The sequence below is a fragment of the Pseudoalteromonas sp. T1lg10 genome (assembly GCF_002964545.1).
In the GTDB taxonomy this organism is placed as follows: domain Bacteria; phylum Pseudomonadota; class Gammaproteobacteria; order Enterobacterales; family Alteromonadaceae; genus Pseudoalteromonas.
In genome coordinates this window covers 417344-429490 of the sequence record NZ_PQBV01000037.1, presented here as the reverse complement: position 1 = coordinate 429490, position 12147 = coordinate 417344, and the positions used below count along the sequence as shown (strand labels likewise).

14 protein-coding genes are annotated in these 12147 nt (G+C 51.0%); 8 read left to right on the top strand and 6 right to left on the bottom strand.

The genetic code is table 11. The features are described from left to right. Positions 1–78: 78 nt before the first annotated feature. Genes C2M17_RS10785 through C2M17_RS10775 form a run of 3 tightly spaced genes read right to left on the bottom strand, consistent with a single transcriptional unit; the run spans position 79 to position 1914 of the window. Entirely contained in the window at positions 79–765 is a 687-nt protein-coding gene (locus C2M17_RS10785; RefSeq protein ID WP_105200765.1) for an LrgB family protein, read from the bottom strand. After that, positions 762–1151: a CidA/LrgA family protein gene (locus tag C2M17_RS10780; RefSeq protein WP_105200764.1), complete on the bottom strand. Its 390-nt coding sequence runs from the start codon at positions 1149–1151 to the stop codon at positions 762–764. The genes C2M17_RS10785 and C2M17_RS10780 overlap by 4 nt, the downstream gene beginning before the upstream one ends. Further along, entirely contained in the window at positions 1123–1914 is a 792-nt protein-coding gene (locus C2M17_RS10775) for a crotonase/enoyl-CoA hydratase family protein (RefSeq protein WP_105200763.1), read from the bottom strand. Before C2M17_RS10775 ends, C2M17_RS10780 begins: the two co-directional genes overlap by 29 nt. A 260-nt stretch (positions 1915–2174) precedes the next feature. Between C2M17_RS10775 and C2M17_RS10770 the strand changes: the two genes are divergently transcribed. From C2M17_RS10770 to C2M17_RS10750, 6 genes are all read left to right on the top strand, one after another. Continuing rightward, positions 2175–3362, top strand: coding sequence for an efflux RND transporter periplasmic adaptor subunit (locus C2M17_RS10770; RefSeq protein WP_105200762.1), 1188 nt, complete (start codon positions 2175–2177; stop codon positions 3360–3362). A gap of 11 nt (positions 3363–3373) precedes the next feature. Further along, positions 3374–3646 carry an efflux RND transporter permease subunit gene (locus C2M17_RS16175; protein ID WP_325050670.1) on the top strand — a complete coding sequence of 91 codons (273 nt, stop codon included), beginning with the start codon at positions 3374–3376 and terminating at the stop codon, positions 3644–3646. 32 nt (positions 3647–3678) lie between these two features. Continuing rightward, positions 3679–6501 carry an efflux RND transporter permease subunit gene (locus C2M17_RS10765; protein ID WP_325050669.1) on the top strand — a complete coding sequence of 941 codons (2823 nt, stop codon included), beginning with the start codon at positions 3679–3681 and terminating at the stop codon, positions 6499–6501. Positions 6502–6607: 106 nt separating this feature from the next. Then, positions 6608–6922: an HI1450 family dsDNA-mimic protein gene (locus C2M17_RS10760; RefSeq protein ID WP_105200761.1), complete on the top strand. Its 315-nt coding sequence runs from the start codon at positions 6608–6610 to the stop codon at positions 6920–6922. Between the two features lie 9 nt (positions 6923–6931). Further along, positions 6932–7759: a DUF481 domain-containing protein gene (locus C2M17_RS10755; RefSeq protein ID WP_105200760.1), complete on the top strand. Its 828-nt coding sequence runs from the start codon at positions 6932–6934 to the stop codon at positions 7757–7759. 15 nt (positions 7760–7774) lie between these two features. Continuing rightward, entirely contained in the window at positions 7775–8272 is a 498-nt protein-coding gene (locus C2M17_RS10750; RefSeq protein WP_233997964.1) for a hypothetical protein, read from the top strand. A 45-nt stretch (positions 8273–8317) separates the two neighbouring features. Here the strand turns inward: C2M17_RS10750 and C2M17_RS10745 are convergent, their stop codons facing one another. Together C2M17_RS10745 and ygfZ are read right to left on the bottom strand one after the other, a co-directional pair. Continuing rightward, positions 8318–8803 (bottom strand): FKBP-type peptidyl-prolyl cis-trans isomerase, encoded by a 486-nt coding sequence (locus C2M17_RS10745; protein WP_105200759.1) that lies wholly within the window; start codon positions 8801–8803, stop codon positions 8318–8320. A gap of 13 nt (positions 8804–8816) precedes the next feature. Further along, complete coding sequence (gene ygfZ / locus C2M17_RS10740; protein ID WP_105200758.1) at positions 8817–9722, bottom strand: CAF17-like 4Fe-4S cluster assembly/insertion protein YgfZ; 906 nt, start codon at positions 9720–9722, stop codon at positions 8817–8819. A gap of 144 nt (positions 9723–9866) precedes the next feature. On the opposite strand from ygfZ, the gene C2M17_RS10735 reads away from it, so the two are divergent. Next, entirely contained in the window at positions 9867–10118 is a 252-nt protein-coding gene (locus tag C2M17_RS10735; RefSeq protein ID WP_105200757.1) for an FAD assembly factor SdhE, read from the top strand. Continuing rightward, a complete protein-coding gene (locus C2M17_RS10730) occupies positions 10051–10530 on the top strand; it encodes a protein YgfX (RefSeq protein WP_158684011.1) in 480 nt (159 codons plus the stop codon). Before C2M17_RS10735 ends, C2M17_RS10730 begins: the two co-directional genes overlap by 68 nt. Here C2M17_RS10730 and nadB read toward each other — a convergent pair. Beyond that, positions 10511–12121 (bottom strand): L-aspartate oxidase, encoded by a 1611-nt coding sequence (gene nadB, locus C2M17_RS10725; protein WP_105200755.1) that lies wholly within the window; start codon positions 12119–12121, stop codon positions 10511–10513. The two genes, C2M17_RS10730 and nadB, sit on opposite strands and share 20 nt — an antisense overlap. Positions 12122–12147: the final 26 nt, after the last annotated feature.

The following is a 12147-nucleotide window of genomic DNA, read 5'->3' as shown; positions in this document are numbered from 1 at the left end:
ATTTGCCACAGGTGTAAGTAAGCACTTACCTTGCTAGTGAGAAAGCAAGGTAAGAGTGAGAGCTAAGGGTGCGGTTGCTTATCCTACCCAGTGCACCAGCCAGGGATAATAAAGTGGTACCAAAAGCGGTGTGAGTATGGCGCTTAATGCCATGGCTGCTGAGGCATAGGCAGCACTTAACTCGTTATCTGCGATGGCGGTTGCCGTACCTATGGCATGACAGGCACCGCCCAAGGCCAGGCCCTGGGCACTGCGCTCCTTGATGCCAAACAGGCGCAACAGGTTAAAGCCGACGATGGCGCCGACTACGCCAATAAGGATCACCATGGAGGCGGCTATGCTGCCGATGCCGCCCAGTTGTTCGGTCACTAACAGGGTGATGGGTGTGGTCACCGAAAGGCTGGCTAAGGATGCCTTTAGTTGCTGTGGGGCATTAAGTAAGGTGGCAATAACATAGGCACTGCTGGTTGCCATAATAACACCCACGGCTACGGCGATAAGGATCAGCAGCAGTTGCTTTTTAAGCTGATGTATTTGTTTATACAAGGGCACCGCCAGTGCTACCACGGCCAGTTCCAAGAGGTAATTAAAGGGAGACGTGGCTCGGCTGTAGCCGGGCAGATCAAGGTCAAACAGCAGCAGGCATAAAACGGACGCAATTATGGTCCATAAGACAGGGTTTAACAGCGGTGAGTTCACTTTAGCGTGGAGCTGGCGTAAACACAGAAAAGCGATAATGGTCAAAGGTAGCGCCAGCCACATCATGATGTGCCCCTTAGCCTTTGCATTAAAAAGCCTATACTGATTAAGCCCAGCGCCGGTACCAAAAACAAACAAAGCAAAAGCACCAACCAGTGCTCGCTAATAAGCGGGCTATGTTCTACCACCTTGGCGGCGGCGGGCACGAAAAACAGCGGCATAAAATTAAGCAAGGGTTGTGTGCCCGGCAGCAACCAGTGCAACTTTATTAGCCCAAGCTGCAGGGTTAAAAACAGTGCCAACATGGCGCTGAGCGGTGCCGGGAAGGTGAGCGCCAAGTGGTCACTCACTAAATGTGCAACAACGAGAAAGGCGCTTAAAATGGCCCAGCTTCTCAGTAGCTGCAAAGCCGTTTTGGCATGCTTACCAAGAGCGGCGGTGTTGATAGTCATATTGTTTATCACTGCTGGCGTTTTTAACGGCGATACGGGTATTTTTACACATAAGCAGGCGCACCTGCGACCAGGTTTCTTTTGCTAATTGGCGCCTGTGACCTTGGCGGTAAGCACTGGTGGTCAGACGCTTAATGGCGGCCATAGCATCTGGGGAGCGTTCGATGATATCAGCGATCAGCACCTCTGCCGCGGCCATGGGGTTTTCCTCTATGGCAGAGATAAGCCCGATTTCGCGCGCCTGAACTGCATCAATCGGCTGTGCCGTCAGCGCCAGGCGTTGATAGTCATCGGCTTTAAGCAGGCTTGGAATAATCAAGCTGGCGCCCATATCCGGACACAAGCCCCAGCGTGCCTCCATAATGGCAAAGCTGGCATCCTTACTGGCAATGCGAAAGTCTGCGCCAAGAGCGATTTGCAAGCCGCCGCCCCAACAGCGCCCTTGCGTCAGGGCTATTACTGGCACATTTAATTCTTGCCAGCCTAAGGTTACGCGCTGCGCCAGGTTCTGATTGCCCGGCAGCCATTTAAACAGTAGCGACGCTACCTGACGCGGCTTGGCCATCACACCTTTAACATCCAGGCCGCTACAAAAATCCTGGCCTTGGGCATCCAGAATTACAGCGCGTATATCCTTACGCTTTTTAATGGTTTTTATGACCTTATCAAGCTGTTTAAACATCTCATAATTCAAGGCATTACGCTTTTGCGGCCGTGCTAGGGTGACATGGGCTATTTGTTCTTTAAAGCTGAGCGTTATCATTATTATCTCCTCTGACCACTAGCAATGTAACGCAAAGGGTTTGCCCTGTCATTTTGTTATGCAACTTCATTGATAGTATGTAATTTATTCAACAATAAGTTTGTTTACATGGTATTTATATAATCTAAGGATAAATACAGTAAGTCACAAATTAGTCTATATTTTCAAAGAACTGAGAAGCGCTATTGAGGTCGACTTGATGTAATCTCCGCGGGGATTAATTGCGCGCTTATCATTATTAGCTATCAAGGAGAGGGAGTATGCTCGGCGTACCTTCGAATAAAAGTTCATTTACAAAGAAGATCTTAGCCGTGGCGCTTACGGGTGCTACGTTAACACTGGTCCAAGGGTGCTCAGAAAAACCCGTCGCCAATCAGAACGCCCCTGCTCCCGCAGTATCGGTCTATGATGTTCAAGTAGAGGAAATTGGTCAATATCGTGAATTTGTGGCTCGCACCGAGGCATTTCAGGAAGCCAGTATTCAGGCGCGGGTGTCTGGGGAGCTGATTGAACGCACCTTTATTGAGGGTTCTCAAGTTGAAAAAGGGCAGTTGCTGTTAAAGATTGATCCTTCCGAATACCGTGCCAGCGTCAGTGAACTTGAGGCTACCTTGCGCAGCAATAAGGCCATTGCCGACAGGGCAGAGCGCGATCTTAAGCGTGGTCGTGAAATTGCCTCCGATGGCTTTATCTCTGCCGCCGACTTAGACAAGTTAGAAACCAACTACAATCAGGCGCTTGCTGCCGTTAAGGCCAGTGAAGCCGGATTGGAAAAGGCGAGGTTGAACCTGGGCTATACCGAAATTCAAGCGCCTTTTAGCGGCATGATAGGTAAGGTAAATTACGATGTTGGTAATATCGTTGGCCCTAACTCCGGCTCGTTAGCCGAGTTGACCGATATCGACCCTATCTACGTTAACTTCCAGGTTGAGGAAGCGGATTACATTACCTATCAACAGCAGCAACAGCAAAAGAACGCAGATCCCAGTAAGGTGCAATTAGATCTGGCCCTGCGTTTACCAAACAATACGGATTTTGCGCAAAACGGTGAGCTCGACTTTGCCGACACCAAAATTGATCGTAGCACGGGCACGGTGGAACTGCGTGCCAAGTTTGATAACCCGGACGGCATAGTGATGCCTGGGTTGTTTGTGACCCTGATTGTAGAAAGTAAAGAGAAGCAAAAGCAGGCCCTGGTGCCGCAAGCGGCGGTGCAGGTGAATCAGCAGGGTAACTTTGTGCTGGTGGTTAAAGAAGATAATACCGTGGCGCAGCGCTTGGTGAAATTGGGCCGTCGCATCGATGCCATGTGGGTTGTTGACTCGGGCCTTGAGCAAGGCGAGCGAGTGATAGTTGAAGGCTTACAAAAGGTGCGCTCAGGTATTAGCGTGCAGCCGGTGCCAAAGCAGATAGACAAAAAAACCGGTACCCTTAGCGACAAACAATAAGAGAGTCTCCAATGATCAGTAAGACGTTTATTTATAGACCGAAATTGGCTTTGGTGATCTCCATTGTGATCACCTTAGCCGGGCTTATTGCCATGACCCAATTGCCGGTCAACATGTACCCGCAAATTACCCCGCCCCAGGTTCAGGTGTCGGCTTTTTACGCTGGTGCCAGCGCCCAAACCATAGAAGAAACCGTGATCCGGCCCATTGAAGAAAAGATCAATGGCGTTGAAGGCATGATGTATATCGAGTCCACCTCCGCAATAATGGCTCGGCCACCATAACCGTGTATTTTGAGGTGGGTACGGATACCGATATGGCTCAGGTGAATGTGCAAAACCGGGTCTCCCTAGCCGAACCTTTCTTGCCGCAAGAAGTACGCCGCCAGGGCGTGTCGGTGAAAAAAATGTCGAGCAACATGTTGATGGGTGTGAGTCTGTACTCAGACAATCCGGATATGGACTCCAGCTTTTTAAGTAACTATGCCACTAACTATCTGACCGAGCCGCTCAGTCGTATTCCAGGCGTGGCAGAGGCTAGTGTCATGGGTGATTTGACTTACTCCATGCGGGTCTGGTTAAGGCCGGATAAAATGGCCTCTCTTGGGGTGACGGTTGTAGAAGTGAAAACCGCCCTGGAAGAACAAAATACCTTGGTGGCCGCCGGTAAACTCGGTGCTTCCCCGGCGCTTCCGAATCAGCAATTTGAATATGCTATTCAAGCACAGGGGCGCTTTATAACGCCGCAGGAATTCGGTGAAACCATTATTCGCTCCAACCTAGATGGCGATTTTGTTCGCTTAAAGGATATTGCCCGCGTTGAGCGTGGCGCCAAGAGCTATGCCGGTACGGCCAAGTTGAATCAGCAAGACACCGGCTTTATCGTTATCTATCAGCTTAGCGACGCCAATGCGACTGAGGTTGCCGAAAAGGTTAAAGCGCGGATGGAGGAGCTGTCAAAGCAGTTCCCCGACGGGCTTGAATATAAAATCCCTTATGACACCACCAAGTTTATCAACCGCTCTATAGAAGAAGTTAAAGTGACTCTGTTCCAGGCGGTAGGCCTGGTGATCTTAGTGGTCTTCTTATTCTTGCAAAATTGGCGCGCAACCCTGGTCCCCACCCTGGCTATTCCGGTTTCACTGATCGGCACCTTTGCCGCCATGTTGGCCATGGGTTTTTCCATTAACCTGATCACCCTGTTTGGTTTGGTACTGGCCATAGGTATAGTGGTGGATGACGCCATTATCGTTATCGAAAACGTTGAGCGTATTTTACGAGAAGAAAAGCTTCCGATTAAGGATGCGGTTTTTAAGGCCATGTCTCAGGTGGGTGGGCCCATTATCGCCACCACCTTAGTATTGCTGGCGGTGTTTGTGCCTGTCGGCTTTATGCCGGGGATCACGGGTGAGCTATATAAGCAGTTTTCTGTGACCATCTCCTTTGCGGTACTGATTTCATCGGTAAACGCGCTGACCCTGAGCCCGGCCCTTTGTACCTTGTTGCTTAGTGCCGAGAAAATGAAACCGATTAAATGGTTGCGTCCATTTGAAAACGTGATCACCAGCTCGACCAAGGGCTATACGGGGATTATCGGCTTTTTACTTAAGCGTGCCGGTCGTATCGGTATTATCGTTGTAGTGCTGTTTGTGGCCACCGGCTGGTTGGCGAAAAACGTGCCTACCGGTTTTGTGCCACCGGAAGATCAGGGTTTCGTATTTGTCGATATCCAGCTTCCGGATGCGGCGGCCTTAGGGCGTACCGATGCCGTGGTGCAAAAAATAGGTGACATCATAGCGCAAGATCCGGCGACCGCAGACTTTGTTGGCGTATCGGGCTTCTCACTCTTGGGTGGTGCCGGCTCTAACAACGCTCTGGGCATTGTGGTGCTTAAAGACTGGGAAGAGCGCACCACAGCAGAATTATCAATCAACCAGGTTATTAGCCGTTTGCAGGGGCAATTATGGGCGCTGCCCGATGCTCAGGCCATGGTCTTTAACGTGCCACCTATCCCGGGCCTGGGCGCCAGCTCCGGCTTTGAATATCGCCTGCTCGACTCCGAAGGGCGCGACGCGGCCGAGCTGGCCGGGGTGATGAATGGCTTGATTTACGAGGCTAATTCACGCCCTGAGCTGCAAAGCGTATTCAGTACCTTCCGCGCCAATTCGCCGCAATACTTCCTGGAGGTCGACCGTAACAAGGCCAAGGCGCAAGGGATCACTTTAGGTAATATCTTCCTTACCTTGCAGGCTCAGCTGGGCTCCTTGTATATCAATGACTTTAACCAATTTGGTCGTACCTATCAGGTGAATATCCAGGCTGAGGCCGAGTATCGCGCCAAGCCAGAGGACTTGCAGTACTACTATGTGCGTAATAACCAAGGGGATATGGTGCCGCTGACCACGGTTGCCACCTTGCGACCTATACTTGGCCCAACCAGCATGAATCACTTTAATCTGTATCGCAGCGTGAGCGTCACAGGTAACGCCGCTCCTGGTTATTCCACCGGTGATGCCATTAAGGTGATGCAGGAACTCTCTGCCGGGTTGCCTGACGGTTATGTGTTCGACTGGGCGGGGCAGACTCGTCAGGAGATCATGGCCGGGGATTTGGCCGGTGTCTTGTTTGCTTTAGCCGTGCTGTTCGTGTTCTTGTTCCTGGTGGCCCAATATGAAAGCTGGACCATACCCTTTTCGGTTATTGCCGCGGTCCCGCTGGCGATTTTCGGTTCCATGAGCACCCTCTATATGCTCGGCATGACCAATAATATTTATGCTCAGGTAGGCTTTGTATTATTGATAGGTATGTCGACCAAAACCGCGATTCTGATCGTTGAGTTTGCCATGGAGCAAAGAGCCGCCGGTAAGACTATTTTCGAAGCCGCGAAAATTGCCGCCGAGCAGCGTTTTCGCGCCGTACTCATGACCGCCTTGTCGTTTGTACTTGGGGTGCTGCCTTTGGTATTGGCGACCGGTGCTGGTGCCGCCAGTCGGGTGTCTCTGGGTGTCACTGTAATGTCAGGGATGATAGCGGCGACCGTACTGGGTACCTTATTGGTTCCGCTCTTCTACACCTATGTGCAGAATATGCGTGAGGGGGTTAAGCGTAAGCTCGGCATAGACCCGAACCCCCAAGAATAAAAAATATCAACAAGCCGGGAATTTCCCGGCTTTTTATTGGTCCTATGCACATTGCCCATAACTTTTGTTATTATCGGCACAAACAAGAGTAAATAAAGAAGCCAGCATGTCCGGACCCAGATTATTTAGCGCCGAAGAGATCACTCACCACGCGTATGAAGTGTTTTTAGAGCTCGCTCCCGAACATTTGAGCGAACAGGATATTGATGACTTTAATGCTCACAGAGAAGAGCTGGGTTTTATTGAAGAAAGTGAACCAAGCGCGGACTGGCAGAGCATAGTGGCAATGGAAATCGAGCCAGAATTTTACAGTGAAGTGACCATAGGTCTGGAGCTGGAAAATGAAGATATCGTTTTTGCCCGGGTGTTGATCAGCCGAGATCAGGACGCCCCTTTTTGTCACGTTATTTGGAAAGAGTAAGTAGTTAGTATGCGGTTTTTGGTAGTCCTCCTTGGTTGTTTTAGTTTGAGTTGTTGGGCGGTGGATCCGTTTGAAGACTTTCACGAATACGGACAATTAACGGATGCCGAAATCCATGAAATACATCAGGGCGAAATGTTCTACGGCGATGCCGAGTTTGGCTTTATCGTCACCAGGGGCAACACAGACTCAACCAGTTTTAAACTGCGCGCCAACGTCTATCAGGACTTCACCCATTGGCGAAACCAGTTTAAATTCGACTCCCTTTATCGTCGCGATGTCGACAGCGAAACCGGTGAAGAAACCATCTCAGCACAGCGCTTTTTTGTCTCCGGGCAATCCAACTATAAGGTGGGCAGTGAAGACGCCTCTTTATTTTTGTACGGCGATTATGAAGATGATGAATTCTCTGGCCTGGATTTTAAGGCTACGGTGGCAACCGGGTACGGCAATCGTCTGTATCGCGGTGTAAAAAATACCGTGGATTTTGATATAGGTCCCGGACTTTATGTGTCTAAGGTTGACCTTGATGAGGCCGAAGGCGAGGAAGAGGCTGAGCAAAACGATGGCGATGTGACCGGCTATCTGTTGCGCCTTGCCCTGCAGTGGGAGCGTAAGGTGTCGAAACGCACCCGCTTTAATCAGTTTATAAGTGCCGAGCAATCCCTGTCTGGGTTAAACTCACGGTTAAAGTCGGAAACCTCCTTAATTAGCCAGATTATGGGCCAGCTTTCGCTAAAGTTTGCCTACTTGTATCGCTATAACTCCAAGCCAGAGACGTTAAAACACACCTATGACTCCGAGCTAAGCGCCACCTTTGTCTACAGTTTTGACTAAAAGAGTTTAATTTCTATGTATCAGCATAAACAATATGCCTGGGCTATTTTGGCCCTAATCTTGTGGATCGGCACCTTTGTCGGTATGGCGTTCTACCTAATGGGCAGCGATGGCCCCATGCTCATGTTTGCGGCAATACTGGCAGTCTGTGCCTTTTTATTTCATGGCCTGACGGTACGAGTGGATGAACAAGGTGTGGAATGGTTTTTTGGTCCGGGAGTTGGCAAAAAGCGTTTGGCCTTTAGTGAAATTAAATCCGTGGCCGTAGTCAGTAACTCGTTTCGTCATGGTATCGGTATTCGCATTACCCATGATGGCTGGGTCTACAGTGCCAATGGCTTTGCCGCTGTGGCTATTGAGTTAGAGGACGGGACCTTTTATCGGGTTGGCAGCAATGAGGCCGAGCACCTGGCCGAAGCCATCAACAAGCATTTGTCTGGGTATTTGCCGGAGCCTTCGCCGGAGCCTTCGCCAGGGCCTTCGACTAAGCAGTCGCCTAGCCAAGAAGCATAAAAAAAGGACGCATCAGCGTCCTTTTTCGCTTACAAAAAAGCTTTCTTAGTGATCGTGGCCGCAGCCGCCAGCACCATGGGCATGACCATGGGCCAATTCTTCGGCGGTCGCATCGCGTACATCAACTACTTCGACGTCGAACTTCAACGCAATACCGGCTAGCGGGTGGTTACCGTCGACAATCACATCTTCACCCTGAATATCAACGATGATCACGGTTTGCTCGCCGTCATCCGTGGTGGCACGAAACTGCATGCCAACCTCAATATCCATGCCTTCGAACATGGCCTTAGGTACCGCCTGCATTAGTTGCTCATGACGTTCACCGTAGCCGTCTTTTGGCTCAACTTCGACGCTAAAGGTGTCGCCAGCCTGTTTACCTTGAAGCGCTTGCTCCAGGCCAGGGATCAAAAAGCCGGTACCTACGATAAATACCAGTGGCTCGCCATCAAAGGTGTTGTCTATGGTGTTGTCCGCTTTGTCGACCACACTGTAGTGCATAGTAACGACTTTGTTGTCAGCTATATTCATAATGTATTCCAGATCAATCTTCTGTCAGTGAGTAAGGCAAAGGTGCAATGGTGAACAGCACCTGTGGAGCGTGTTTTGCGCGAAGCTGAACATCTTGCTCAGTATCATTTGGCAACACGGCAAGGCCAAAAAGTTCGCCATTGGCGCTGGCTTGGGCGATTAAGCTACCGGCACGACGCCAGTTATCGCCAACCTGGCGCTCTAAGTCGAGTGGGTTTTGCTCTGCATCTAGCTCGGGGGCTAAGATGCCCTCATGCTCAGCTCGTAGTACAAACATGGCACGCTTGTTTTTACCCAGGTACTTCATACGCGCCACGGTTTCCTGACCTGTGTAACAGCCCTTGTTAAAGCTGATACCACCTAGGGCCTGCAGGTTAACCATTTGCGGCACATAGGCATCGATAGCTTCGGCATTCAGGCTTGGCTCGCCAGCTTTAATTTGTGCGCAGGCAAACTCGCCGCCTTGTTGCGGCTCGGGCAGAACGCTGTTATCGCCAATAAAGAGGGCGCGTTGGTCGTCCAAGAGGAGCACTAGGTTTTCTTGCCATTGATGGGCATTGCCGCTGATGTCGATATTTAACTGGCTGGCCAACTCCGCCTTGGGCGCTATCACTCCCAATATCTGGGCGTCGAGCTGTTCGATCTCGACCTTGCTAAATACCGCGTATTTTTTTAACTCGGCAAGAGCAAATTGTGCTTCGGTGTTTGAGCAAATAAGCACATAGCCTTGCTGATACTGGCTAATGCGAAAACAGGCCCACAGCTTGCCTTTGGCATTACACTGACCGGCCCAGCGCCAGGTGTTGGCGTCTATATCGATGACGTCTTGCGTCAACTGACCTTGCAGGTAAGACTTGGCATCATCACCATGAACATAAATGGCGGTGTTTTCGGTAACATAAACCGACAAAGTGGACATGCATGACTCCTTTAGTGCACGAGCAATTACTGTGCTTAGTGTAACTTAAGCACCTCTTTGATGACAGCGCCTTAGCGTAAAATAGCTGTGAGCCGGAGGAGATTTTGTTACACTGCTGGGCAGCAGACTATTGAGAGGAAAACCATGGCGAATTTAGATAGTAAGGCGCGTTTACGTTGGGCATGTCGTCGCGGCATGTTGGAGCTGGATGTATGGTTTATGCCATTTGTCGAGCAGGGCTATGATGCCTTAAATGACGAAGACAAGGCGGTGTTTCAACGTTTGCTGGAGGCGGATGATCCGGATCTGTTCGCCTGGTTTATGGGCCATGAGCAATGTAAGGACCCTGAGCTGGCGCGTCTGGTTAAGATCATCCTCGACCGCGTCCGTGTATAGCGGCGCCTTCTCAAACAATATCCCACAACACCGCCCGGTTATGGCGGTGTTTGTTTTTGTCTATGCGCTCTTTTTATTGGCGCACCCGCAATGGCTTTGGGCGCTGTGCAGTGCCTTAATTTTGGCCTTAGGTTATTGCCATTTTTGGTTTCGTTTTCGTCGCTGTTGGCCACATCAGGGCAAGTTGCTGATCCAAGGACAACGTGCCGAAGTGCATCAAGCTAATGCTTCTGTTAGCGGTAGGCTGTTGGCTCAATCCCGGGTTTATCCGGGCTTAATTCATTTGCAGCTGCAAGACGATATGGGCGGGAAACGTCATCATATCTTTATTGCCGCCAGGGCGATGACGCCCGAACACTTTCGTGAGTGTGCCCGGGCGGTGCAATTGGCGCTTAGTCAGCCCCAGGTTTGAGCTCGGTAATATGAGCTTCGGGTAGGTGCTCTGGATAATCCAGGGTGTAGTGCAGGCCACGGCTTTCTTTGCGCGCCAGGGCACTGCGGATGATTAGCTCAGCTACCTGCACCAGGTTGCGCAGCTCCAGCAAATCATTGCTGATGCGGAAGTTGGCATAATATTCGTAAATTTCCTGCTGCAGTAATTCTACCCGGCGCAGAGCTCGCTCCAGGCGTTTGGTGGAGCGCACTATGCCGACGTAATCCCACATAAAGAGGCGCAGTTCATGCCAGTTGTGGGTGATCACTACTTCTTCATCCGAGTCACTTACCCGGCTGTCATCCCATTGTGGCAAGGCCGTGGGCTCATACGGCAAATTCAGCTTGGCGACTATGTCCTTGGCTGCCGCATGGGCAAAGACGATACATTCTAATAATGAGTTGCTGGCCATACGGTTGGCGCCATGGAGCCCGGTGTAGGCGACTTCGCCGATGGCGTAAAGGTTGTCTAAATCCGTTTTGCCGTTAAAGTCGGTCATCACTCCACCACAGGTGTAATGGGCCGCTGGCACTACGGGAATAGCTTCCTTGGTAATATCTATCCCTACACTTAAGCACTTGGCATAAATGGTGGGGAAGTGTTCGATAATAAATTCTTTGTCGCGATGGGAAATATCCAGGTAGACGCAATTAGCGCCCAGGCGCTTCATCTCAAAGTCGATGGCCCGAGCCACTACGTCACGCGGCGCCAGTTCGGCGCGCTCATCAAATTCCGGCATAAAGCGGGTACCATCCGGGCGCAGTAGATAAGCGCCTTCGCCACGCATCGCCTCGGTGATCAAAAAGTTTTGCAACTTAGGATGATACAGGCTGGTGGGGTGGAACTGGTTGAACTCCATATTGGCAACGCGACAACCGGCCCGCCAAGCCATGGCAATACCATCGCCGCTGGCCACATCCGGGTTGGAGGTATAGAGGTAAACTTTACTGGCGCCGCCGGTAGCCAAAGCCACAAAGCGGGCGCTGATGATCTCGACCCGTTCCTTGGCGCGGTTAAATACGTAAAGGCCATGACAATGCTTGCCTTCTTTGCCGAGCTTGGCATCTGTGATCAGGTCGATGGCGTTGTAGTTTTCCAACAGCGTAATATTGGGGTGGGCCAACACCCGCTCAATGAGGGTGGTTTGCACCGCGCGGCCGGTGGCATCGGCAGCATGCAAAATACGGCGATGGCTGTGGCCGCCTTCACGGGTTAGGTGATAGCGCTCATGACCCTTGTCATCGGTTTCCATATCGAAGGGCACACCCTGCTCAATCAACCAGCGCATACAGGTTTTGGCATTGGAGGCCGTGTAGTGCACCGCCTCGCGGGAGCACAGACCGTCGCCGGCGGTGAGGGTGTCTTCAACATGGGATTCAATACTGTCGTTTTTCTTATCGAATACCGCCGCAATACCGCCTTGGGCGTACAGGGTGGAGCCCTCGTTAAGAGCGCCTTTACTGAGTACGGTTACTTGACAATGGTTGGCGAGAGAAAGCGCCAAAGACAGGCCAGCGGCACCGCTGCCGATGATAGCAACGTCGCTGTGATGTTGTTTATTCGGGTTCATGTTATAGTGTTGAGCCGAGGTTTATA